The following is a 24,634-nucleotide window of genomic DNA, read 5'->3' as shown; positions in this document are numbered from 1 at the left end:
GACTACTACGATAAAAAGTACAATGAAGTACCAAAAGCCCAGCACAAGCGAGCCCTCGTCTTAACAGCACGAAAATTTGTGCGTCTGGTGTTTGCACTCCTAAGCAATCACCAACTCTATATCGCCAGATCGGAGGCGATAGAGTCTTAAGAAAAGTGTTTTCTTAAGGGCGGATATCCGGAAGTTAAACCGAACGTATTTTCGGATACGTGACGGTTTAGTTGAGTGCGGCTTTTTTTATCGAATATTACTGAAATCTCTTAATCTTTGTTCTTGACTTACCACCATAATGCTTTTTCCAAAAAATCAAAACAAGCAAAATCTGTTTATCTTTCCATTATACGTTTTTTTACCTCTAATTAAAACAAATAAATTTTCTCTAAGTATTTTCGCAAAAAACTTCTCTATTTTTAATAAATGTCACTTTACTGAATGATTGTTATAGTCTTTTAGAAACTATTCGTGCCACCCCCCCATACTTTAGAAGTGAACGCCATATATTCAGAAACTATTTAACATGATTATATAGCTTAAGGAGTTGATCCTTAATTTTCAAAAACTCTTTAACATAAATTCCCCTCTTATTTTTTCTGCAAAATCTTATTACAAAAACATAGGGATAGGGTATGGTAACATGTTTTTTCACTATTATTCAATATCTACTGTAGAACAGCTTTTTGCGTGGTATAATAGAAGAAACTATTTGAAAGGATGCTCTGGTATGTCTCGTAAGAAAAAAATAACTCTAGAAGACCTTTTTAAACATACCCATCAGCTGCTGATGACAACAGGTTATGATCAATTCACCTTTGGCATTCTGGCTGATCACTTAAATGTTTCAAGGACAGCCATTTACAAATATTATTCCAATAAGGATGAACTCATAAACGATTATCTAACATTTAAAATGAAGCGTTTTTTACAGGATTTTGAAGAGATGGAATGGTCTGATGATGTAGAAGAACATTTCAAACAAATGTTTCAACTTATCTTTGATTACAGCGATATCCATCATCTTTCTAATGTCTTTCTTCAGAAATTAAGTCTTCAAGGAAAGTCGTTAAAAGATGACGAAAATGTCTCCGACTTACTTCATGACATTGTATTAAATCACATCAAGACCTTTATCGTCAAAGGTAAAGATCAAGGTTATTTTAACGCATCTATCCCCACTTCTTTACTGATCTCTATGATTTTTCATAGCGTAATGATTGTGGATCGTTCGGGTTTAACTTCTTCAGAAAGAGCTGGCTATATCCATGAAATACTTGCTAATGGTATGCTCCAAAAAAAAATAAACGTATAATGAACAAAAAAGAGATCAGGACTAAATGAGTCCCAATCTCTTTTTTTAATTCTATTTTAAACCTCTTGCGTACGAACTTCTTCAGATAATTTACCATCAACAATACGATAAACACGGTCACAGTAGCTTAACATTCTTTCGTCATGAGTAACCATGATTGCTGCTTTATTGCGGGTTTTTACTTGTTCGGCCATTTGCTGAACAACTTCATGTCCACGGTCAGTATCCAGACTTGATGTTGGCTCATCTGCTAGTATAATGTCAGGATCATTCATAAAGGATCTCGCAATTGCTACACGCTGACGTTCTCCCCCTGAACACTCGTTAGGATATTTTTTCTCTTTATTCTCTAATCCTAAGTCCTTTAATAACTCCAAGGCAAAAGCTTTGTCTTCTTTGGTTACAGTGCCTTGCATCTTTTTAACAATTAATAATTGATCCAAAACAGTTAAATATGGAATTAAGTTTGCTGTTTGCAGGATAAATCCAATTTGATTTAAGCGTACAGAAGATAATTGCTTTTCATCAAAGTCTGTGATGTTTTGATTATTAATCATGATGCTTCCCTCTGTCGGTTTCAAAAGGGCTCCCGCAATACTTAGAAATGTACTTTTTCCAGATCCAGAAGGCCCAACGATTGCGACGAACTCTCCTGCTTTTACTTGTACAGAAACATTTTCTAAGGCTGTGATTTCAAATTTGTTTTCTTTATAACGTTTCGTTACATTTTTTAATTCTATTCCTGACATTATTCTGCCCTCCCTAAAGCTGTAAGTGGATCTATTTTAGTAATCTTAGCTACTGAAAATAGAGAACTTAATACACTAATTGCAAGTAATACCAGGCTATAAATAATAACCATATTGCTTTCTAAATAGAATGGCATGGATTCTGGTAAGGCGAGTACTGTTAGATATGTTAATCCAATACCCACTAAAATACTGACTAGAGATAAGATAAAGACTTGTGAAATAACTGAACGTATAATGAAACCATTGCTTCCACCGATAGCTTTTAATACGCCAAATTGGTTCGTTTTTTGGTTAGTTAAAACATAGAAAAACACACCTAAAATGAAAGCTGAAATAATCATCAAGAACCAGAGCATTAGCATAATTGTAGCATTTTCAGCGACATATCCCGGAATGCCTTCAATTGTTTCTTCTTTTGTCCCGTATTCTACGTTTTCTTCATCTTCTAAAAAAGTTTCCAGATTTACATCTGTTCCTTGCACAACAATGCCGCTTACTGTCTCTTCAACATCTGCATCATCTGGACTAGATGGTCTCAAGTTCTGGAAGTTTTCCATTGGAAGATAGAGTGCTGATTGGTGGTAAAGTGTTTTATTCTCTGTAAATCCGACAATTGTCAATTCTTTATCCGTATTATCTAAAACAACTGTATCTCCAATTTTATAGCCATCATTTTCTAGCGATTCATCGGCAATAACTTGATTTTCATCACTATTACTCCAAGCTTCGCCTTTAATAATATTGGGTTCCATGAAAGAATCCGGTTCGAGACCTATTAAAACTATGTCTGTAATTTTATCTTCAGCATCCTCTGCTCCTTCTTTTCTCACAGAATTTCTGAAAATACTCATTGGTGTTGTATCAGTTACGCCTTCTTGCTCAGAAACTTTTTCAGTTAATGAACGATTAACTGAAGACTTTGAGAGGCTAAATTCCGATCCTTCTTCAAGTACGATTCCTGAGTATTCTGCCTCACTGAGTACACCTGTTGAAAGTGTCGAAAGTCCTGTTCCTAATCCTGATAAAATAAAAACCAACCAAGATATCAAAACAATGATAAGTCCTATCATGATAAATCGCCCCTTTGAATAAAGAAGCTCTTTTAGTGCTAATCCCATTTATATTCCCTCTTTCTTATTAAATAAATCGTAGCTTTATTATACAACATAGTTACACACCTGTCACTTATTTTCCTGAAGTATTTTCTTTTTTCTGCATTTATAAATAATTTCTTCCAATTTTGGTCTATATTTAAATATTAAAGACGCTCTTTCATCCTTTTTTACTGTCTTTCAGTTTATTTTAATATCTATTCATAAAAGAGAGTCATTTGCTTACGGAGTTTGATGGCATTTTTGGAAAACTTCGTAAGCTAATGCCTTTTCGTATGAAGTTTTGCCTTTTTTTGCCTGAAACTCATCGAGATAAACCGTTTGCTTACGGAGTTTCCTCATTTTTATGTAAAACTGATTAAGTAAACAACCTAAAAGTCAATATAATCGCGTTTCCCCTTAATATTTCCAACATAAATATAGCTTACTTTTTACAAATCTTCTTAAATATGAGAAGATTGGGTTAGTATTGTTAGGATTCAACTTTATTTTCCAACCGCTGTTCCCTTTCGCTTATTTTAATAACCATTCAATAATCTTCGCTGAAATATCCTTTCCATAGTATCTATTTTCAATTTAATTTTTCAATTATTTTTATAGACAAAAGGAGGAATTATTCATGAGTAAGAAATACCTCGGTTTATTAGTAGCAGGGGCCTTATTACTTGGAGCATGCGGCAGCGATGAAGAAACAGCTGAACCCGATACTAGCGAAGAAACTAATGTTGACGAATCAATTTCCGATGACAATAATATGTCGGAAACAAACGAAGACACAGAAAGTGAAACAACTGATGCAGACGAAGATATCGTTACATCCGAAGAAGGCGATACTGCCGACCAATCTGAAGATCTAGATCTTGTCCTAGACCAAGACTTCGAAGACATAGACTGGGATGGTGTAAATTTATCTAAAAAAGAATTCAAATCCAGTCTGTCAGAGCTAAAACAAAATTTCAATGCCGACTATGAAGCGGAAGAAGATATGGATTTAAGAATTGATTCAGTTGATTTTTCTGGTGACACCATTGAAATTATTATGACTAACTTTGATGATTCTGAATACGCTGACATGACAAACGGCTTACTTGCTGCCTTTCTGGACAGCTTCTACCGACAGCTCTATCTACATTCCGACTACTCAAATGGTTCGGACCACCCACATATTATTATAAAAACGAGTGATGGTGAAATCATAACCGATCAGAAAGATTTCATTGAATTTGAAGAACAACCATAAATTTTAGAGAAATCAAAACTAAAAAAGACTTAGAGCATTGTTTGCAACGTGCTCTCAGTCTTTTTTATTATTAATTATTGTTAATTAGTAGACAGATTTTCCAACAAAGTGAGTCATAAAATAATTTAATACGTCAATTCTGAATGGAAGGCAGTAACTAAAATATTATCCTGCCCTGCCGCAACGATTTTATTATCGACACATGCTAGAGTCTTGACACCTGGCCCCACAGATTTGATATACAATGCGCGAATAAAGACAGCTTCGACTTCTTGATCGACACCTTTAAATTTTATAGATGTTTCAAAACTTTGGACCTGTCTGCCAAAGCCATTCCGTTCGACTTCCATCTCAATAAAGCCAAGCCTTAAGTCATGCGTTGTATGGGTTTTATCTGTACTGCAAAGGAAGCCCTAAAACACCCTTCCCTTCTTTATGGAAGGTACGCAGAGGTTCTTCCAGTCCCTGTTCGCAGATCAGTCGTCCAATGGCAGTGGATTCACCACCAGGTATGATCAAGCCATCGAGCGTATTGAAATCCTCTGGTCGTTTGACAGATACAACTTTTATTCTCAGTGTTTCTAGAGCAAGAAGATGCTCTTTGACAGCACCCTGCAAATCAAGAACGCCGACCGTTTTCTCAACGCTTACCATCCGCGTTCCTGCTTACGTTCTTTCTCTCCTAAATGACTGATTTCGATCCCTTTCATCGGTTCAACTAAGTCTTTAGAAAGTTCCGCTAATAATTCATAGTCTTCGTAATTTGTGGTAGCACGAACGATGGCGCGGGCAAATTTTTCCGGTGCATCTGATTTAAATATACCCGATCCAAATTAAAATTTATTTATCTTTTTTAGTGAGAAAATTACTGAAAAGACAATAGTATAATTACGGAGGTGTGTACATGGAACTACTTAAAGCCAGAGCAAAGGCAGAAATACTAATAGTTTTGGAACTACTTGATAAGCGAATGACTCTTTCTTCTTCAGAAAAACAGTATATGTCAACTCTATCGAAAGGATTTAATGGAGAAGTTTTATTTGATTCATATATGGAGAAATATTTCCCCACAAACGCCATAGTGATAAATGATGTATCACTGATGTTAAGCAGTACTTCTTTTCAAATTGACTCGATCATGCTGACTTCAGATACGCTATATCTGTACGAAGTTAAAAATTATAAAGGTGATTTCACAAATCGGATCACTCATTTTCTTACCGCTGCCGGTCAGGAAATCGAGAATCCTGTTAATCAGTTAAGTCGGACAGCCATGCTATTGTCGAAACTTCTTAGAAAGTGGAATCTTACCTTACCGATTAAATCATTTATCGTATTTATTCACCCTACTTTTATTCTTTACGAGGCAAAGAATACGGATCCTTTTATCTTTCCTTCACAGCTCAAATATCATTTTAATACAGTGAGTCACCAGTCCGGAACTATAACGAATAAAGTATATAATGTTGCAGAAAAATTGATAAAAGAAACGCAAAAGGAGCTGCCTTATCAAAGGCAGTTACCTTGCTATAGTTTTGAATTATTGAAAAAGGGTCTGTTGTGTAGTCAATGCGGATCTTTGGATTTGACTATTACGACTAAAAAGGGAGAATGCCGAACGTGCGGTAAGTCAACTTCAATCAGCGTCTTATTTTTGTCTCAAGTTGAGGCGTTTAAAACTTTGTTCCCCGAGAGTCTTATTACAAGCAATCTGATGTATGAGTGGTGTGGTAAAATGCTGACAAAGAGAAGGATCGCCACGCTTTTAAATGCGACGTTCGAGAAAACGAGTTACGGCAAGTCTACTCATTATCTTTAAATAATTAAAGAGGAAAAGACTTATGCGTATAAGTCTTTTTCATTATTTAAATCTTGGTGTTAGGTTATACTCATTGCTTTTTTATTTAAACTAATACCTTAATGAAATATTTCTAAGGATTTTCAATCAAAAATAGCGTTCATCTTCATAGTGCGACAACTTTTAGCCGATTTCTTCATTTAACTAGTCAAAATATCATAATTGCAACACCTTTTTGAGGTAAGCATTGAGAAACTTGTTCTAATATCGTTATTGCAACACCTTTTTGAGGTAAGTATTGAGAAACTTGTTCTAATATCGTTATTGCAACACCTTTTTGAGGTAAGCATTGAGAAACTTGTTCTAATATCGTTATTGCAACACCTTTTTGAGGTAAGCAATGAGAAACTTGTTCTAATATCAGTATTACAACACGTTTCTAAACTAGATTACGAAGAATCTGCCCTATAATTTTTTTCAACGCATAACTGATCCACCTGAAATTTTAACGGCTTCTCCGACGATATTTTCTGCAGCATCTGAGAGCAGGAAGGCGATCGTGTTGGCGACTTCTTCTGCGGTTGTGATACGTCCAGAAGGCAAATTTCTGCTTTCGATTTCCCATTGTTCTTCAAAACTGTTATTTTCTCGGTCAGCTTTTTTTCGAATCGCATCTCTTCCCATTTTTGTGTCGACATAACCTGGACAAACAGCATTGACACGTACATTATGCTTGATGGCTTCTAAAGCAAAAGATTGTGTAAAGCCATTTAACGCAAATTTGGAACCCACATAAGCAGCCCCACCATATGTCCCTCGAAGGCCTGATAAGGATGAAACATTAACGATCGCGCCGACTTCATTTTCCTTCATTGTTTTATAAATTTCTTGAGATAAAAGAATCGAGACAGTATAATTCAGATGCATAATACGCTCGAGTACGTCTTGAGATAACTCTTCCACGATGCTTCCGCCAGAAATACCCGCTGAGTTTACCAATAAGGATATGGGTCCGAAAGTATTTTGTGCAGATCGAATCAATTTTTCTCTGTCTGAACTCTCAGCCAGATCTGCTACAACATAGTCTATGTTAACTTGTGTCTGTTCGCTTAGAATCACTTCTTTTAATTGCTTTAAAATAGCCTCTTTTCTTCCAGTGATCGTTATATCAGCGCCCATTCGAGCCAGTACTTTCGCTGTTTCGTAGCCAATCCCCCCTGTCGCTCCGGTTACTAGTGCATGTTGATTTTTAAAAACCTCTGATGAAAAAATAGCCATTCGTCTTCCTCCTAATTGAGTTTAAACTCTTCACTATTCATTATAATCAGTCTATACTGAATGTAAAAGCAATACCATTGTGAGACCCTTGTATAACAAAATATATTTTCAAGAAAGTGAGAGATCATTATCAAGAAGCATCCATTTTTTAAGGCACTTTTACTCAACCCTATTGTCGTCATTATTTATTTCATCTTTACATCCATCCTGCTTACTTATTTCGATTACGGCGGAACAGCTAGAAGGGCCCCTATTTTAGCTACACTTGGTGGTAGTTTGCTCCTCTGGTTCATTGTTTGCCTCATTTTTAAAAAGAAAATACAACAGCGAGCTGTGTTTCAAAAGAAGTCTCAATTAAAGTTAGCTACTTACTGGTTCTGGACTGCCTTGACAATAATAATCGGCATAACCCTCTTTACTGGCTTCAAGACTTACCAAATTGCTCAAGCCTTTGGATCGCCTTTGAACAGAAATATTGAGGAATGGTTATATATTAAAACGGTCGACTACGAGAATTTCAACGTTTTTGATCAGTCCGTTGAAGAATTATTTACTATGATTGACGAAGAAGTCGATTTACCTGATCCTTTATATATTTACAATGAGTTTGACCTGGAGTTTGATCGAAGTGGCCAACTGACCTCTTTTTATGCTGCTGTTACGGGAGAAAATGAAGAAGGTGTTTTTGAATGGTTTCTCATTTCAGACTCGGATGAACCGAATCAGCTGACTATTAATAGTGGAGAAAATCCTGACAGAGAAGTTCTTAGTAACAATATGCTGTTGTCTCCACTGTTTGATACGTTGGATCAGCTATCTCTAGAAGAAACTATAGAAACGTGGCCTGCTGAGGAAGTATTTGGCATTTATTATGACGGTTACCGATCGTGGGGGACCAACGATACAGGTATTTATTATTTAGGCAATGGCGGCGGACCTATAAGAATTGAATTATATGATCAAGAAATCCTTGGGTACACTGTTTCAGTTTATGTATCTGGAAAAACAGAAACAATAACACCTATGCGGTACATTGACAGCTCTTTAAATGTTCTATCTGAACCCATCGATCCGGAAAGTGAAAAACCAGAAATTGGCTATCAGGTGGATGAACAAGATCAGAAGATGTACTATCTTACGGAAGAGATCGGTTACCGGCTAGCTGTTCTTGATGCGGCTACAGGCAGTCGCTGGTATGGTCTAGAGAAAACTGAGGATGCTGGCGAGAGTTGGGTATCAGTTAATCCTGATCCCTTTGATGGCCGATCTGGATCCAGTACGGGATTGAAATTTTTCAATGAAGACTTTGGCTTTATGGCTATTGCCCGCAGAGACCAAGCAACTTTGTTTAGAACGGAAAACGGCGGAGAAATCATTTCGCCTGTAACTTTTCCAGATGTACAGGTTCCTTTGATCGACGATGAAACCTATAATCCTTTTCGATTCCCCGATATGCCTTACGAAGAAAACGATGAGCTTTACGTCACTGTCGGCCAGGACCCAAATGGGGATTATAATTCAGGTGCCAAGGCCTTGTACAAGTCGGTCGATGATGGAAAAACGTGGACGTATGTGGATGAAGTCGGAATAGGATTTGGCAATGATTAAAACTAAGTGAATATAAAAAAAGTAGCGATAACCATAAAAACAGGCGACCGCTACTTTTTCATTAAACGTTCATTCAGTTCAAAACTTTTTGATTGCTGTTTTTACTTCAGCAAGTTCTTTTTTACCTTCTCCAGTTAACTCATATTCGTTGTCTGATTTTTCAGATAGATAATTTTCCTTAGCCAAATGTTCCAGCTGCGCTTTTATTTCTTTAGATGAAACATCCGATATTCCTTTATCTTCAAAAAAGCCATCCAAGTTATTCAGCTTTATATTCTCTTTTTCGCCTAACTTCAATAGATTCATTCTCATAAGATTAAATTTAAAATCTCCATGCATTTGAAACTCTCCTTTACCAATCGTTCCATGAAATCAAAAAGACATCAGTCTTCAATTAGTATTGATTTATTACCGTTATAAACGATTATGCATCATTTTTTGGAGCTTTGTTGAGTTCAGCTTGCATCATCCAGATATGCAATTCCAAGTCACCTTTAGCGTTGATAAATATATCTTCTGAAACATCGTCGCCTTCTTTACTGGCAACTTCGATTCCTTTAGAATAGTCGGAAACCAATACACGGAAAATAGAAACCAAGCGTTCTATGTGTTCGCTATTTGGCTTGCCCCATTCACCAGGAATGCTGTCGATCGTTGACTTTTCAGCAAATTCTTCAAGTGTTGATACAGGTGAACCGTCAATAATAATCAAACGTTCAGCAACTTCATCCAATTGCTCTTCCACATCTTCACGGAAGTCATCCATTAATTCGTGATATCTTTTGAAGTCATCACCGCGCAGATACCAGTGAATTTGGTGAATCGCAGCAGAAGCTTGTGATAAGTCCGCTGTTAATTGATTTAAAACTTCTTTCGTTTCTCCGTATTGCATTTTATCCATCCTCCTATATTATTTATCATTGCCTAAATGATCATCTTAGTTAACCATAATAGAGGTGGCTTACCTTTTCAAGCAAAGTAACTCGAAAAACGCTTATCTTTATTGTAATTAAAGTAACATTATAATAGCAGCTTTTTAACTCAGGATAAAGTGAATCAGAATTAAAAAACCCTTTATAAAGCTGCTTTAAATTTTAACTTCTTCAATAATTCCTCTTTTAGTTAATGCAGGGTAGATGTATTTAATAAACACGCCCATCATCGGTCCAAAAATGAGCATCGTGATGACCGTTCCTTCTCTCACTGTTGCCGGCAGATCAAATATGAAGGTTAACGCAAGCGAAAGACTAACAAAGAAAATATCTACAATTTGTCTGAGTACAGGAAAGTTTAGACGTATGTGTTTCGTCAAAGCCACACAGAACGTTTCAATCGGATTTGTAATAAGGTTTAAAACAGTAACCACACTCACTGAAAAGGTAACTACCGTCAACGCCAGGAAAAACACAATGAAAGATTCGATATAGTTATTAAATTCAACGGATTCAAATAAATCGTAATAGAAAAAGTTAACAAGCACGCCGACTAGCATACTTAAAGGAATTTGCATGAAGTGTCTGAAACCAAAATTTTTCCTATCCAAAACAAATTGTCCAAAGACAAAAAATAAATTCACAATAATCGAAACGGTTCCTACTTGGATACCCGATAAAAATGATAAAGTCTGGTTTGACGCATCAAATGGGCTGACTCCTATAGATGCTTTCAGCATAAAACTGATCGCAAAAGCTGTCGTCGCTGAGAAAAAAGTTAGTAAAGCATATCCTCTATAATTTAATATTGTCTTCATCTCCATATATATAAAGTAATTAGTTATTCCAGTCTAGCATAGAATGATAAGTCGTGCTCGACTAAATTAAAAAAAATTCAGAATATTTTAGTCGCTACTGTTTTACCCCTTCGAGTCATAGATAAGCGCTCTATTTCTTGTTTAAAAGTAGAAAAAAAGTATACTGAATATAGAAGGAGAGGATTACATGTCGAACTATGATGTCCCAAATGTTTGGAAATGGAATAAAGAAGAAAAGAATGCCTTTGGAAACCAGCCTATCGCAGGGAGTCGCTTTGAACAGAAACTTCCAGTAGGTAAAGAGCCTTTACAAGTATACTCTTTAGGTACGCCAAATGGGCAAAAAGTCGCAATCATGCTTGAAGAATTGAATGAAGCAGGCGTTAAGGAAGCGACATATGACTTATATAAAATTCATATTGGTGAAGGTGATCAGTTCGGAAGCGATTTTGTGGATATTAACCCTAATTCAAAAATACCAGCTATGGTTGATTATTCTCAGGATAAACCGCTTCGTGTCTTTGAATCTGCCAATATCTTATTACATTTAGCTGAGAAATTTAATCACTTTGCGCCTACTAACTTGGCTGGAAAGACTGAAATGATGAACTGGTTATTCTGGCAAATTGGCTCAGCCCCTTATGTCGGTGGTGGTTTTGGCCATTTTTATAATTATGCTCCAACAAAACAGGAGTATCCAATCAATCGCTTCACAATGGAAACGAAACGCCAATTAGATCTTTTAGATAAGCACTTAGCTGACAAAGATTACATCAATGGCGATGAGTATACAATTGCAGATATGGCTATCTGGCCTTGGTACGGACGCCTTGTTCAAGGGTCTCTTTACGGAGATGCTGCTGAGTTCTTGAAAGCTAATGACTATACAAACTTAATGGATTGGGCAAACCGAATCGGCGATAGACCAGCTGTAAAACGGGCTCTGGAACTAGAGTATAAAGATATTAAGTAAACGATGAATTGTAATGCGAAGAGGCACACTGTCAATGATAGACAGTGTGCCTCTTTTACTTTTAAACATTAATTAAAACGAGTGCGATAATCGTCATGGCGATGGCCAATTGATTTTTAGGTGCGATTTTCTCTCTATAAATAAGCAAGCCACCGATATTGATCAAAACGATACTTCCGGCGCTATAAATCGGAAAAGCAACAGACGTTTTCAGTGTCCCCAATGAAAGTATCAAAAAGTAGGATGAAAATAAATTAGGTACGCCAACTGCAAAACCAGTGAGAATATCTTTGATTGTTGCTTTTCCTTTTCTTTTCAAGGTATAGGTTACACTTATCAAAAAGGCGACAAAGAATATCATAAAAAGAAAAATATCTTTGTACTCATTCAAGGCATATTTCTGATAAATTTTATTGGAAAATTCAGCCATCCCGCCAAAAATGAAAAGCAGTAATACAGTCGGTTTGAAATCAAAATTTTTAATCGACTTTTTGGACAAGTTGATTACTAATATCGAAACCAAGGACAATAATATACCGACCCATTGAATCGTCGTTGGAAATTCTCGCCAGATAAGGATCGAGAAAATCATTGGAATAAGTATCCCAAGCTTTGCGACCGTTCCAGATATCCCTACACCATTGTCCCTGACACTCTTTTGATAATATGTAAAGGAAAGAAAGAAGAATCCCCCGGCAATTCCTCCAATAATGATTCCCCAAATAATACTCGAGTAGGGCGACAGAATATGCTGGTCATTTTCTATAAATAATTTCACATCATCAATAAACGGCATTTCCCGGACCACACCATCAAACAATCGGTTGTACAGAATCATGATGAAACTTGTTACAAAAGCTATAAAATAGTTGGCGCTCGTGATGACATATCTATTGGTGTTGTTGTTTTCTGTGTGTTTAAAAATCAGTGCAATCGACGCACTGCATAAAATGGCTAAAAACAAATAAAACATAGGTCCTCCTTCAATACATACTGAACGTTTGTGCTTGCTTGATTAAGATTTCAGCAGTTATGTTTACCAGTATATCATTTAAAGGTTCATGAGCGAGATTTTTTGGGTTACCTTCAGGCGTTTCAGTTTATTTACGCCGAACTCCTTTAGATAAACTTTTCTATTAATTAGGAAAAAGCTTCGCATTACTGCGAGGCTTCCGAGTTTTTATTAACCCACGGACCCTTCCATCTCATAACTGATGAGACGGTTGAGTTCAACAGCGTATTCCATGGGGAGTTCTTTGGTGAATGGTTCGACGAATCCCATGACGATCATTTCTGTGGCGGTTTCTTCGTCGAGGCCTCTACTCATGAGATAGTAGAGCTGTTCTTCTGAGATTTTAGATACTTTCGCTTCGTGCTCAAGTGATACGTTTGAATTATGAATTTCATTGAAAGGAATGGTGTCAGATTTCGATAGCTCATCCATAATGATGGTGTCACATTCAATATGAGAAGTCGATCCAGCTGAATTTTTCCCGAACGTGACTTGTCCACGATAGTTGACTACCCCGCCATCTTTGGCGATCGATTTAGAAACGATCGAGCTGGAGGTGTTTGGCGCATTATGAATCATTTTCGCTCCAGTGTCCTGAATTTGTCCTTCGCCGGCCATCGCGATCGACATGGTCGTTCCGCGTGCGCCGCGTCCGTTCAAGTGGATGCTTGGGTATTCCATGGTCGTCTTGGCACCCAGGTTCCCGTCGATCCATTCGACCGTCGCGCCTTCTGCGGCATGGTACATTCAGCAACTAAGATGTTTTACAATATATTTTTTCTCAATGTTCTCTATCATACATATCGATTCCTCTTTGGATTTGAGCCTGATCTCTAGGGTCGTCAAAGAAAGAAGAGTAGTATTTAACACTTGAAGTTCCACTAATAACTTGATACATTCCTGCAGCACTTTTCAAAGTAGCACCACTAAAAACAGCTCTTCCTACGTATCCATAATGAAAATTGCCAATTGTCTCTCCAGTCATTGTTGTTCCTAAGTCATCAATATAATATGATGTATTGGTTCCTAGTTGTGCTTTCATATCCCATGCTCCACCTGTTCTTACTCTTTGAGCAAAATACAAGCCGGCAACCGCGTGTCTTGTCCCAAAAGGAGCATTATTAAATACTGACTTCAAAGTGTTTTTATTGTTTCTAGTAGTATACATTATGTTTATTATTGCTATTGCCTGAGGTCTCATAGTAACTTTAGGCTCTATGTTTTGCATAACACTAAATACCAAATCATGATCAATCGAAATGGCTTGATTTGCAACTAAAGAATTCATTCTATATACAAAGTTTTTAACAGTCTCTATTTCTTCAGTCGAAAGGGATTCTAATATAGGATGCCCATTATAATCTTCCTTAATTTGACCATTTGAAGTAATAGAAATATATTTTTTGTTTTGGAGAAGAAAAGCATATGCTTCTTCATCCGTTTGTATTTCCTCTATTTTTAGTTTTTTTGCAGTGTTGTAAACATCTAAGAATGTATCATTAAGATTCTGTGACTCTCTTTCAACGTATCGTTGTTCATTGGTAACTTTCTCATTAGCAGAAACATTATCTACATTCATTAAAACTGGGCTTAAAAGAGTGAGAGTGCTCAACAAAATAAAACTCTTCTTAAAATTCATCAAATTCCTCCATTTTCATATTTTTATCTTGGTAAAAATGCATACCAAATAAATAAACTGTAAACCATCCATATAATAGAAATGACATAACCAATAATAAGAAGAAGCTTTTTTAATTTCCCCTTATTAGATTTTATTTTCCAGTTTTTAATATATATAACTAAAGATATTATAGTTCCTACCATCAGAATAATTTGTATGATACCTATCGGATAATATCCTAGGTAAAGCTCCTCAGGAATAACAATGTATAAAGTATATACTCCGATAAGAATTAAGTCTATGAAAAATAGAACAAAGAAGCTTTTTTTAGTAGACATATTATATCTCCTTTCAAACATTTTAGTTATTGAGGCATACTAACCTATTTTTCACCTTCAACTATTATGTGTGATATTTTTGTAATGTAAATTTAAAAATATTTAGGTGAACAGTTCGTCCCCCCCTGTTTTACATAAACATCCAAATTAAATGCAACACTAGTGAGATTAAATAGTAATTTAGGGAAGTTCTTCGTCTTCAATTCCTCCGGGGAAATATACACCGGTTGGATAAAACATTTCTCTCTCACCATCTTTATTTTTTTCTGTAATTTGATCTCTCGGTATATTATACTCTTTCTCTATAGTAAATATATTGAACATTAATACAGATATTGACAACAGCATTATCCTTTTCACCTAATCCACCTCCTTTCAATTTTATTATAGCATGCAGTATATAGTATGCTTTATAATAGTTATATATGAATGTAAGGAGATGGGGAAAATAAATACTATAGGAGAAACGCTTAAGAATATACGGTTAAGTCTCGGTCTCACTCAGTCACAAGTATGTAAAAATATAATGTCACAATCCAACTATTCAAAAGTTGAAAAAGGAGACATCGAGATTTCTTTTCCCAAAATGATTGTGATACTCAATTGTCTCGATATGTCAGTCGATGAGTTTATGTATATAGAGAATGGTTATAAGAAGTATACCAATTCCTACATGGGTAAACTAAATAATTTAAGATTTAACGACATTGAACTAATAACAAAATATAAAATTATGTTAGAGAAAAAAGAGAAATTGAATACTCATGAATCAGAAATTCTAGCAATATATGATTCTTTGATCCTTATTGGAGAGAAGAACGATTTCGAAGCAGCTAAAGAAAAGGTTAAAACCATATGGCAGCGTTTAGAGAACTATGACAACTGGTATCTTTATGATATTCAAGTTATTAATAATATACTTTATCTGTTTCCTATTGATACTGCTGTCTCGATTTGCCATTTAGCTGTTAATCAGATAGAAAAATATAAAGGGTTGAGAGGTGTCAATAATTTATCTATAAGTATTCAAATGAATCTGTTGCTTCTTTTGATAGAAAATGGACGCTATGAAGCAGCACTGGATGATGTAGATAGATATATTCCCACTTGTATTTCCAAAAATTTGACAATGCATTTGGCTGTTTGCTATGTTCGCAAAGGATTATTAAAGGAATTGCTCCGTGAAACTGATTCCGAAGAGTGGTATGACAATGGATACAAACTTCTTGAAATAATGTAGAATGATAATCTGAAAAAAGAATTACAAATAGAAGTCTTACAATTTAAAAAAGAGATCTACAAACAGTAATGGAACATCAATTTACGACCTACTATCTTTGCGACCAGTTCTCGAAGAATATGAAGCTGAAGTAGTCGCTACTAAACTCGTTTAGTGACTAGTAAATATTATTTCCTGAGATAAACTGGTCGCAATTAGCTTTTTGAAGCAACTTCAGTCAGATTTTCTCGTTGAACTAGTCTCAATATTGCGATAAGGACTAGTTCTAAAAAGACATCGCTATCAACTAGTCTCAATAACGGTTTTATGTTCACTTCCTACAACTATTTGCCATGAACTAAGCACTAAAAAGACTGGCCAGTCTTTTTAGTGCTTAGTAAAACTCTTTACTATAAGGAAAAGCCTCGCATTGCTGCGAGGCTTCCGAGTTTTTATTAACCCACTGACCCTTCCATCTCATAACTGATGAGGCGGTTGAGTTCAACAGCGTATTCCATGGGGAGTTCCTTGGTAAATGGTTCGACGAATCCCATGACAATCATTTCTGTCGCGGTTTCTTCGTCGAGCCCCCTACTCATCAGATAGTAAAGCTGTTCTTCTGAAATCTTTGATACCTTCGCTTCATGTTCGAGTGACACGTTTGAATTATGAATTTCATTAAAAGGGATTGTGTCAGATTTTGACAGCTCATCCATAATGATGGTGTCACACTCAATATGAGAAATCGATCCAGCTGAATTTTTCCCGAACGTGACTTGTCCACGGTAATTTACAGCGCCGCCATCTTTGGCGATCGATTTAGAAACAATCGAACTGGAAGTATTGGGAGCATTGTGAATCATTTTAGCTCCAGTGTCTTGAACTTGCCCTTCACCGGCCATGGCGATCGACATCGTTGTTCCACGTGCACCGCGTCCGTTTAAGTGGATGCTTGGGTACTTCATCGTTGTCTTCGCACCCAAATTACCGTCGATCCACTCAACGGTTGCTCCTTCTGCAGCATGAGCGCGTTTAGTCACCAAGTTATACACATTGTCGGACCAGTTCTGAATGGTCGTATAACGGCAGTAAGCATCTTTTTTGACGATGATTTCGACAACTGCGGCATGCAGTGAACTGGATGAGAAGGTTGGTGCAGTACACCCTTCAACGTAATGCACGCTCGCGCCTTCATCCACTATGATCAGTGTCCGTTCGAATTGTCCCATCATCTCGTTATTAATACGGAAGTACATTTGAAGCGGCACGTCACATTTTACACCTTTAGGGACGTAGATAAATGTCCCTCCCGACCAGACGGAAGAGTTTAGTGCTGCTAATTTATTGTCTGTTGGTGGTATGACGGTACCAAAGTGTTCTTTGAAAATCTCCGGGTATTCTTTAAGAGCAGTGTCTGTATCTGTAAAAACGATACCCAGTTTTTCAAATTCTTCTTTCATATTATGGTAGACGACTTCTGATTCATACTGTGCACCTGAACCTGCCAGGAATTGCCGTTCAGCTTCAGGAACGCCCAATCGGTCGAATGTTTCTTTGATTTTTTCCGGTACATCATCCCAGTCACGGGCCGGTTTGTCACTGGCTTTACGGTAGTAAGTGTAATTGTCAAAATCTACATCCGATAAGTCTGCTCCCCACTCCGGCATCGGACGAGATCTATAGTGTTCATATGATTTCAACCGATAATCAAGCATCCACTGCGGTTCTTCTTTGCGAGCAGAGATATCTCTGACGATGTCTTCATTCAACCCTTTACCAGTATCATAAACAGATTCTACTTCATCATGAAAGCCATATTGGTATTCCCTTTTTTCTGGTACGTGAGTCATATGCTGTCTCCTTTCCTGACTTAAAAACTTATTGCATTAGTCGATTTACAATGATTGAACCGACTATTATTTTAGCTATACATTTTAGTTATCGTGTTTCAGCTGGCTGTCGATCCCCGACTGGTCTTCGCTGGTCAGAGCTTTTTCGAGCGCTTTCCATGGCAGAGTCGCACATTTAATACGTGCCGGAAACTTGGCTACACCTGAAAGCATGACCGCATCACCTAAATCATCTTCATGTTCGGGATCTTTGCCTTGAACCAAGCTAGAAAAATCTTCAGACAACAACAGCGCTTCTTCCAAAGTCTTGCCCATAACAGAATCCGTCATCATACTGGCACTTGCCAGTGAGATCGTGCAGCCACTGCCGTCAAAACGTATATCTTTTATCTTGTTATCTTTGATTTCGAGTTGAATCTCAATCACATCACCACAAGTCGGATTTTTTATTTCGATTTGGGTCGTTTTATTATCTAGCGTTCCTCTTCTGCGTGGATTTTTTGAATGATCAACAATGACTGCCCGGTATAATTGATTTAATTTAGTCAAGGCCATACAAGAAAAACTCCTTTGTGGCTAAAAGTGCTTCGACAAATTTGTCTGCATCTGAAAGTGTGTTGTATAGATAAAAACTCGCGCGTGCGGTTGCGGTTTGCGAGAGATAATTCATCAAGGGCTGGGTACAGTGGTGCCCGGCTCTTACAGCGACGCCTTCCATATCCATAGCGGTTGCCAAGTCATGGGGGTGGATTCCTTCGATATTAAAGGCGATCACACCCGCTCGGTCTTTTGTATCTTTTGGTCCATAAATAGTCAGATCTTCAATTTCTAAAAGTCTTGGCATGAGATACGATACGATTTCCTGTTCATGAGACATTATGGCATCCATTCCGATCGTTTCCAAGTAGTTGATGGCTTCCGCCAGTCCGATGGCACCTGAAATATTCGGTGTTCCTGCTTCGAATTTCCATGGCAGTTCCTTCCAAGTACTCTCCCGTAAGCCTACAAAGTCAATCATTTCTCCACCAAACTCGACGGGCTCGATTTTCTCCAGCCACTCACGTTTCCCGTACAAAACACCAATGCCTGTTGGACCAAGCATTTTGTGCCCACTGAATGCGTAGAAATCTGCATCCAAGGCTTTTACGTCGACAGTCATGTGAGGAACAGCTTGTGCACCATCTACCACCATTAATGCATTTTTGGAATGTGCTAAGTCAGCGATTTCCTTTATTGGATTTATCACGCCTAAAACATTGGAAACATGTGTCAGTGATACGATTTTCGTTTTATCAGTAATTTTCTGCCGAACACTTTCCATATCAAGATGTCCGTCTTCAGTTAGTTCGATATAGTTAAGTTTTGCCTGCTTACGCTTGGCCAGCTGCTGCCATGGGATGATGTTGGAGTGGTGTTCCATATAAGAAATCACAATCTCGTCCCCTGGCTGGATAACAGCTTCTCCTAAACTTTGGGCCAGCCAGTTCAGACTCGTTGTCGTTCCACGCGTAAATAATACTTCTGCGACTTCTTTAGCGTTAATGAACCCTCTTACCGTTTCGCGGGCGTCTTCATATTGCCTTGTTGCTCGTTCAGCCAGTGTGTGTACGCCACGGTGAACATTCGCGTTCGAAGTCCGGTAATACGTGTCCAAAGCATTGAGAACAGCGGTGGGTTTCTGTGACGTTGCCGCATTGTCTAAATAAACTAAAGGTTCATCATTGACGACTTGATTGAGAATAGGGAAATCCTTTTTCCACTTTTCACTTTGAAGGGTCATCTGATTGTCAACTTCCTTTCGATAGTTTCGACTAATTCTTGACGCACACCTTTCAGTGGGATAGCTTGTATCACTTTGCCTAAGAATCCACGAATAACTAAGCGTTCGGCTTCGGCTTTTTCGATCCCCCGACTCATCAAATAGTACATTTCTTCTGGATCAACACGTCCGACACTCGCTGCATGACCGGCTGTCACTTCATTTTCGTCGATCAGAAGAATAGGGTTAGCGTCTCCGCGTGCCTTGTCTGAAAGCATGAGCACACGGGATTCCTGCTGGGCATCTGCGCCTTTAGCACCTTTTAAAATATGTCCAATACCATTAAAAGTTAATGTAGCGCGATCTAAAATAACCCCATGCTGGAAGATGTTACCTGCTGTATGATTCCCGTAGTTTTCAACTTTGGAATCAATGACCTGAACTTGACGGCCACTGCTTATACTGACAGCTTTCAGATCAGTCGATGAGCCTTCGCCAACTAAGTCTGTATCAAAGTCAGCCACAACATTCCCACCATTCATGACACCGACTGCCCAATCGATATGGGAATCGCGCTCCGTGTGTCCTTTTCGGGTAAAGTAAACCGTCGATTGTTCACCCAATTGATCCACGGCACTGTATTTTACTTGTGCACCTGGTTTAGTAATGACTTCCACCATAATGTTTGCAGCATTTTTCTTTTCGCCCTTAGTCAGGAACTTTTCTACATAATTAAACTTTGACTGACTGTCTGCGTAAATCAGAACGTGCTTAACACAACAATCTTCAACCAAACTGTTTTGAATAAAGACAGCTTCTAATGGTTCTTCGATCTCAACATTTTTAGGAACGTACAAAAAGAGTCCGGAGTTCATAAATGCCGCATGAAAAGCTGCAATTTTGTGCTTATCAGGCTTCACTGCTTTAGTCATATAGGCCTCTTTGACTAGCTCGGGGTGTTCTCTTAAGGCAGTGTGCATATCGGTGAAGATGACGTCTGTGTCTTTCAACGTATCAGATAACGTTTTGATGACTGTATCATTTCCGGTTTGAACGACACGATTCGCATCCACCTTGTCTTCAATAAATTCAAACGGATCGATGGTATTTGTAGCTTTCGCCCCTGACAGATCCGGTACTTGCCAAAGTAGCCATCGGTTATAGCGCAATCGTTCGATAACTGGAGGATCTAATTTGTCAATGTCATTTAATGCATCAAGACGCATCTCAAGCATCCATTCTGGTTCCTTTAAACCACGTGAGAAGGCTGTTAAAGCATCTTTATAAGTTAAATAGTCTTTAATTTTTGTTTCCATATTAAGCCTCCTCCAAAATTAGTCCTCTTCAATTTGGATATCTAATCCTAGTTCTTCCATCAATCCTTTATATCCTTCTGCTTCAAGTTGCTGTGCCAGTTCCGCGCCGGCAGTTTTTACGACGCGACCATCCATCATAATGTGAACGACGTCTGGAGTGATATAGTTTAAAAGGCGCTGATAGTGTGTGATGATCAGTGCACCAAAGCCGTCGCCACGCATCGCATTGATCCCTTTTGATACAACTTGTAGTGCATCTATATCCAGTCCAGAATCGATTTCGTCTAAAATCGCAAAGGTCGGTTCGATCATCATCAGTTGTAAAATTTCATTACGCTTTTTTTCTCCACCGGAAAAGCCTTCATTTAGATAACGTTCCGCCATTTCTTCCGGCATATCTAAAAGAGCCATTTTCTTATCCAGTTGTTTCAGAAAAGCCATAACGCCTATCTTATCATCATCGGCTCTTCTTGAATTAATGGCTGCACGCATAAATTCAGCATTTGAAATACCGGCGATTTCACTTGGATACTGAACGGCTAGGAATAGACCTGCTCGTGCACGCTCATCTACTTCCATTTCCAGAATGTTTTCTCCATCTAAAAGCACTTCGCCTTCTGTGACTTCGTAGCTCGGATGACCCATGATTGCGGCAGAAAGTGTTGATTTACCCGTACCGTTCGGGCCCATGATTGCATGAATTTCACCTGTTCGCATCGTGAGATTCACGCCTTTTAATATTTTCTTATCTTCAATAGAGACATGTAGGTTCTTGACTTCTAAAACTGACATGGATTACCTTCCTTTTTTGGCCGTATTTTGATTATTCGTTTTCTTGCTCTCTTGTATATCTTAGTCTTAATGCAATGGATATTCAAGGCAGTTCGCTACGACACTTATTTACTTTTATATCGTCACGTTAAGTGCTTATGGAGCAGCTCTATAATTAATATTTTCAGTTGTGTGCCCTTCGTGGCTTCTCATTCTCGCTGGAGGGCACGCTTTTCCTTCTTGTGTGCCCTTCGTGGCGTCTCAGTCTCGCTGGAGGGCACGCATCACTATCTTGCGCACCCTTCGTGACTTCTCAGTCTCGCTGGAGGGCACGCATTTCATTCTTGTGTGCCCTTCGTGGCGTCTCAGTCTCGTTGGAGGCACGTATCACTATCTTGCGCACCCTTCGTGACTTCCCAATCTCACTGGAGGGCACGTATTTCATTCTTTGCAGAACCTTTATTACTCCTTCATGACTTTGTTGTATTGTTAGAATTTAATGAGTTTTTCAACTCGTTTTACAACCTTTCTGAACGTTAAATGACAAAATTAAGTTTTACAAACCCTTTTTCTTTTACTCTTGTATGAAACATGCTAAGATATCTAAGGATTTATCTTTTATTTATTTATTTAGGAGGATTTTTGAATGACAAGTGGAAAAACAAAAGTTAGTACAGCATCACTAAAAGTTTTAGAAGGTTGGGGAATTGATACAATTTATGGAATTCCTTCAGGGACGCTCGCTCCTTTAATGGAATCTTTAGGTGAACAAAAAGATACTAATATTAAATTTGTTCAAGTAAAACATGAAGAAGTTGGCGCAATGGCAGCCGTAATGCAACGTAAATTCGGTGGAAAAATGGCTGTTTGTGTTGGTTCAGGTGGTCCTGGAGCATCTCATTTAATCAATGGTCTTTATGATGCAGCCATGGATAACACACCCGTTTTAGCTATTTTAGGATCTCGCCCTCAAAAAGAGTTAAATATGGATGCGTTCCAAGAATTGAATCAAAATCCAATGTTCGCTAGCATTGCAGTATATAACCGTCGTGTTGCTTATGCTGAACAATTACCTAAAATGATTGACGACGCTATTCGTACAGCGATTTCTAAACGCGGTGTCTCTGTAATCGAAGTTCCTGGTGATTTTGGTTACCACGAAATCGATAGTGATGCATTCTATTCTTCAGGTCATAGCTACCGTGATTACGTATCTCCAGCGCTTAATGAAACGGATATTGATGCGGCAGTTGAATTATTAAACGGTGCCAAACGTCCTGCAATTTACGCAGGTGTTGGAACAATGGGACATGGTCCAGCTGTTCAAGAATTATCTCGTAAACTTAAAGCGCCAGTCATTACAACTGGTAAAAACTTTGAAACGTTCGAATATGATTTTGAAGCGTTAACTGGTTCAACATACCGTGTTGGTTGGAAGCCAGCTAACGAAACAGTTAAAGAAGCAGACACAATTTTATTTGTTGGGTCAAACTTTCCTTTTGCAGAAATTGAAAATACTTTCTCAAATACTGAAAAATTTATTCAAATTGACAATAATCCAACAATGCTTGGTAAGCGTCATAATGCGGATGTTGCTATTCTTGGAGACGCAGGCGAAGCCGTTAAGTCTTTACTTGACAAAGTAGCAGCTGTTCCAGAATCAGCTTGGTGGAATGCTAACCTGAAAAATATTCAAAATTGGCGTGACTACATGACTAAGTTGGAAACTAAAGAAGCTGGAGCGTTACAACTTTATCAAGTATACAACGCAATCAACAAATACGCTGACGAAGATGCGATTTATTCAATCGATGTTGGTAACTCAACTCAAACATCTATCCGTCACTTACACATGACACCTAAAAATATGTGGAGAACGTCTCCATTGTTTGCAACGATGGGTATCGGACTGCCTGGTGGTATTGGTGCTAAGAATGTATACCCTGATCGTCAAGTCTTTAACATAATGGGTGATGGTGCGTTCTCAATGAACTACCAAGATATTATTACTAACGTACGTTACAACATGCCTGTTATAAACATCGTGTTCACTAACACTGAATATGCATTCATTAAGAACAAATATGAAGATACAAATACAAATACTTTCGGTACTGATTTTACCGATGTAGACTATGCTAAAATTGGGGAAGCTCAAGGTGCAGTTGGCTTCACAGTAAGCCGTATTGAAGATATTGACCAAGTTATGGCTGATGCTGTTAAAGCTTATAAAGAAGGTAATACAGTTGTAATAGATGCTAAAATTACTAAAGATCGTCCAATTCCAGTAGAGACACTGAAATTAGACCCAGCCTTATACAGCGCTGAAGACATCAAAAATTATAAAGAAAAATATGAAGCTGAAGAATTAATTCCATTAAGTGAATTCTTAAAAGCTGAAGGTCTTGAATCAAAAGTAGCTAAGTAATTTCTCTCATATATAATCTATCCTGAACAATTCATACTTTTCGTTGAAACATGTGCCAACTGCCTAACGGCAGCTTAAATTTACTTTTTCATTTTCACCTGTTAAGTGATGAAAAAAGAACCCCATTCTGATATGGTAAAGGTGTCTAAACCAACCATAAGAAAGGAGTTCTCTTCATGATTAGCTTACACAAAAACCAGGTAAAATTCAATTCAAACATCATCATTTCGCATACAGGTGGTCGTTTATCGAGTGATTCGGGTTTAGTCTTAGTTAAAGAAGTAATGGATACCTTCAAGTTTTCTGATTTGGCAAAATCACTTCTGGACATTAAAGATAACCGTGCTTACTACACGCATGATAATTTAGCGATATTAGAACAGCTCATTATGCAACTGATTGCTGGTTATTCGGCAGACTCGTCAGCTAATCTGTTACGACAGGATCCAGTCTTTCAAATGGTGTTAGGCAGAAAACAATTAGCCTCACAATCGTCAATTTCA

25 protein-coding genes and 2 pseudogenes are annotated in these 24,634 nt (G+C 37.8%); 9 read left to right on the top strand and 18 right to left on the bottom strand.

Annotated features, from left to right (window positions below):
• Both BMX83_RS10780 and BMX83_RS08225 read left to right on the top strand, forming a co-directional pair.
• A pseudogene (locus tag BMX83_RS10780) lies at window positions 1-150 on the top strand (IS110 family transposase); the annotation flags it as partial.
• A 571-nt stretch (window positions 151-721) separates the two neighbouring features.
• Window positions 722-1,306: a TetR/AcrR family transcriptional regulator gene (locus BMX83_RS08225; RefSeq protein ID WP_177170549.1), complete on the top strand. Its 585-nt coding sequence runs from the start codon at window positions 722-724 to the stop codon at window positions 1,304-1,306.
• 56 nt (window positions 1,307-1,362) lie between these two features.
• On the opposite strand, the gene BMX83_RS08220 is transcribed toward BMX83_RS08225, so the two are convergent.
• Together BMX83_RS08220 and BMX83_RS08215 are read right to left on the bottom strand one after the other, a co-directional pair.
• The gene (locus BMX83_RS08220; RefSeq protein WP_091635834.1) at window positions 1,363-2,055 is read right to left on the bottom strand and encodes an ABC transporter ATP-binding protein; all 693 of its coding nucleotides are present in this window, start codon (window positions 2,053-2,055) and stop codon (window positions 1,363-1,365) included.
• The gene (locus BMX83_RS08215) at window positions 2,055-3,176 is read right to left on the bottom strand and encodes an ABC transporter permease (protein ID WP_091635831.1); all 1,122 of its coding nucleotides are present in this window, start codon (window positions 3,174-3,176) and stop codon (window positions 2,055-2,057) included. The genes BMX83_RS08220 and BMX83_RS08215 overlap by 1 nt, the downstream gene beginning before the upstream one ends.
• Window positions 3,177-3,789: 613 nt before the next feature.
• Between BMX83_RS08215 and BMX83_RS08210 the strand changes: the two genes are divergently transcribed.
• A complete protein-coding gene (locus BMX83_RS08210; protein WP_091635828.1) occupies window positions 3,790-4,410 on the top strand; it encodes a hypothetical protein in 621 nt (206 codons plus the stop codon).
• A 125-nt stretch (window positions 4,411-4,535) separates the two neighbouring features.
• On the opposite strand, the gene BMX83_RS11135 is transcribed toward BMX83_RS08210, so the two are convergent.
• Together BMX83_RS11135 and BMX83_RS11130 are read right to left on the bottom strand one after the other, a co-directional pair.
• Window positions 4,536-4,760, bottom strand: coding sequence for a type 1 glutamine amidotransferase family protein (locus BMX83_RS11135; protein ID WP_281242091.1), 225 nt, complete (start codon window positions 4,758-4,760; stop codon window positions 4,536-4,538).
• A 40-nt stretch (window positions 4,761-4,800) separates the two neighbouring features.
• Window positions 4,801-5,064, bottom strand: coding sequence for a type 1 glutamine amidotransferase family protein (locus BMX83_RS11130; protein ID WP_281242090.1), 264 nt, complete (start codon window positions 5,062-5,064; stop codon window positions 4,801-4,803).
• 250 nt (window positions 5,065-5,314) lie between these two features.
• Between BMX83_RS11130 and BMX83_RS08195 the strand changes: the two genes are divergently transcribed.
• Window positions 5,315-6,229 (top strand): nuclease-related domain-containing protein, encoded by a 915-nt coding sequence (locus BMX83_RS08195; RefSeq protein WP_091635825.1) that lies wholly within the window; start codon window positions 5,315-5,317, stop codon window positions 6,227-6,229.
• Between the two features lie 456 nt (window positions 6,230-6,685).
• On the opposite strand, the gene BMX83_RS08190 is transcribed toward BMX83_RS08195, so the two are convergent.
• Window positions 6,686-7,486, bottom strand: coding sequence for an SDR family NAD(P)-dependent oxidoreductase (locus BMX83_RS08190; protein ID WP_091635822.1), 801 nt, complete (start codon window positions 7,484-7,486; stop codon window positions 6,686-6,688).
• Window positions 7,487-7,819: 333 nt separating this feature from the next.
• Between BMX83_RS08190 and BMX83_RS08185 the strand changes: the two genes are divergently transcribed.
• Window positions 7,820-9,094, top strand: coding sequence for a WD40/YVTN/BNR-like repeat-containing protein (locus BMX83_RS08185; protein WP_143059509.1), 1,275 nt, complete (start codon window positions 7,820-7,822; stop codon window positions 9,092-9,094).
• Between the two features lie 78 nt (window positions 9,095-9,172).
• On the opposite strand, the gene BMX83_RS08180 is transcribed toward BMX83_RS08185, so the two are convergent.
• From BMX83_RS08180 to BMX83_RS10775, 3 genes are all read right to left on the bottom strand, one after another.
• Window positions 9,173-9,433, bottom strand: a complete 261-nt coding sequence (locus BMX83_RS08180) for a hypothetical protein (protein ID WP_091635817.1) — start codon at window positions 9,431-9,433, stop codon at window positions 9,173-9,175.
• Between the two features lie 85 nt (window positions 9,434-9,518).
• Complete coding sequence (locus tag BMX83_RS08175) at window positions 9,519-9,986, bottom strand: Dps family protein (protein ID WP_091635813.1); 468 nt, start codon at window positions 9,984-9,986, stop codon at window positions 9,519-9,521.
• A gap of 195 nt (window positions 9,987-10,181) precedes the next feature.
• Complete coding sequence (locus BMX83_RS10775; protein ID WP_177170548.1) at window positions 10,182-10,844, bottom strand: YczE/YyaS/YitT family protein; 663 nt, start codon at window positions 10,842-10,844, stop codon at window positions 10,182-10,184.
• Window positions 10,845-11,031: 187 nt separating this feature from the next.
• On the opposite strand from BMX83_RS10775, the gene yghU reads away from it, so the two are divergent.
• Entirely contained in the window at window positions 11,032-11,817 is a 786-nt protein-coding gene (yghU, locus tag BMX83_RS08160; protein WP_091635805.1) for a glutathione-dependent disulfide-bond oxidoreductase, read from the top strand.
• Window positions 11,818-11,878: 61 nt separating this feature from the next.
• Here the strand turns inward: yghU and BMX83_RS08155 are convergent, their stop codons facing one another.
• From BMX83_RS08155 to BMX83_RS08135, 5 genes and pseudogenes are all read right to left on the bottom strand, one after another.
• Complete coding sequence (locus BMX83_RS08155; RefSeq protein WP_091635802.1) at window positions 11,879-12,790, bottom strand: EamA family transporter; 912 nt, start codon at window positions 12,788-12,790, stop codon at window positions 11,879-11,881.
• Window positions 12,791-13,000: 210 nt separating this feature from the next.
• A pseudogene (locus BMX83_RS08150) lies at window positions 13,001-13,567 on the bottom strand (SufD family Fe-S cluster assembly protein); the annotation flags it as partial.
• Window positions 13,568-13,610: 43 nt separating this feature from the next.
• Window positions 13,611-14,468, bottom strand: coding sequence for a polymorphic toxin type 44 domain-containing protein (locus tag BMX83_RS08145; protein ID WP_091635799.1), 858 nt, complete (start codon window positions 14,466-14,468; stop codon window positions 13,611-13,613).
• 23 nt (window positions 14,469-14,491) lie between these two features.
• Window positions 14,492-14,788, bottom strand: coding sequence for a hypothetical protein (locus BMX83_RS08140; protein WP_091635796.1), 297 nt, complete (start codon window positions 14,786-14,788; stop codon window positions 14,492-14,494).
• Window positions 14,789-14,968: 180 nt separating this feature from the next.
• Window positions 14,969-15,148, bottom strand: a complete 180-nt coding sequence (locus BMX83_RS08135; protein WP_091635794.1) for a hypothetical protein — start codon at window positions 15,146-15,148, stop codon at window positions 14,969-14,971.
• Window positions 15,149-15,227: 79 nt separating this feature from the next.
• Between BMX83_RS08135 and BMX83_RS08130 the strand changes: the two genes are divergently transcribed.
• Window positions 15,228-16,028, top strand: coding sequence for a helix-turn-helix domain-containing protein (locus BMX83_RS08130; RefSeq protein WP_177170547.1), 801 nt, complete (start codon window positions 15,228-15,230; stop codon window positions 16,026-16,028).
• Window positions 16,029-16,462: 434 nt separating this feature from the next.
• On the opposite strand, the gene sufB is transcribed toward BMX83_RS08130, so the two are convergent.
• The 5 genes from sufB to sufC form a co-directional block, all read right to left on the bottom strand.
• Window positions 16,463-17,857: a Fe-S cluster assembly protein SufB gene (sufB, locus tag BMX83_RS08125; protein ID WP_091635788.1), complete on the bottom strand. Its 1,395-nt coding sequence runs from the start codon at window positions 17,855-17,857 to the stop codon at window positions 16,463-16,465.
• An 84-nt stretch (window positions 17,858-17,941) separates the two neighbouring features.
• Window positions 17,942-18,412 (bottom strand): Fe-S cluster assembly sulfur transfer protein SufU, encoded by a 471-nt coding sequence (gene sufU, locus BMX83_RS08120; protein WP_091635786.1) that lies wholly within the window; start codon window positions 18,410-18,412, stop codon window positions 17,942-17,944.
• Window positions 18,399-19,637, bottom strand: coding sequence for a cysteine desulfurase (locus BMX83_RS08115; RefSeq protein ID WP_091635783.1), 1,239 nt, complete (start codon window positions 19,635-19,637; stop codon window positions 18,399-18,401). The genes sufU and BMX83_RS08115 overlap by 14 nt, the downstream gene beginning before the upstream one ends.
• On the bottom strand, window positions 19,634-20,932 hold the full coding sequence (gene sufD / locus BMX83_RS08110; protein WP_091635780.1) for a Fe-S cluster assembly protein SufD: 1,299 nt from the start codon (window positions 20,930-20,932) through the stop codon (window positions 19,634-19,636). The genes BMX83_RS08115 and sufD overlap by 4 nt, the downstream gene beginning before the upstream one ends.
• Window positions 20,933-20,950: 18 nt before the next feature.
• A complete protein-coding gene (gene sufC / locus BMX83_RS08105) occupies window positions 20,951-21,724 on the bottom strand; it encodes a Fe-S cluster assembly ATPase SufC (protein WP_091635777.1) in 774 nt (257 codons plus the stop codon).
• Between the two features lie 625 nt (window positions 21,725-22,349).
• Here sufC and spxB point away from each other — a divergent pair.
• Window positions 22,350-24,131, top strand: a complete 1,782-nt coding sequence (gene spxB, locus BMX83_RS08100; protein WP_091635775.1) for a pyruvate oxidase — start codon at window positions 22,350-22,352, stop codon at window positions 24,129-24,131.
• 176 nt (window positions 24,132-24,307) lie between these two features.
• Window positions 24,308-24,634, top strand: a 327-nt coding sequence (locus tag BMX83_RS08095; protein ID WP_177170546.1) for a transposase, incomplete at its 3' end; no start/stop codon positions are given.

The sequence above is a fragment of the Alkalibacterium gilvum genome (genome assembly GCF_900109085.1).
Classification (GTDB): Bacteria; Bacillota; Bacilli; order Lactobacillales; family Carnobacteriaceae_A; genus Alkalibacterium; species Alkalibacterium gilvum.
This window is presented reverse-complemented; position numbering and strand designations above follow the sequence as displayed.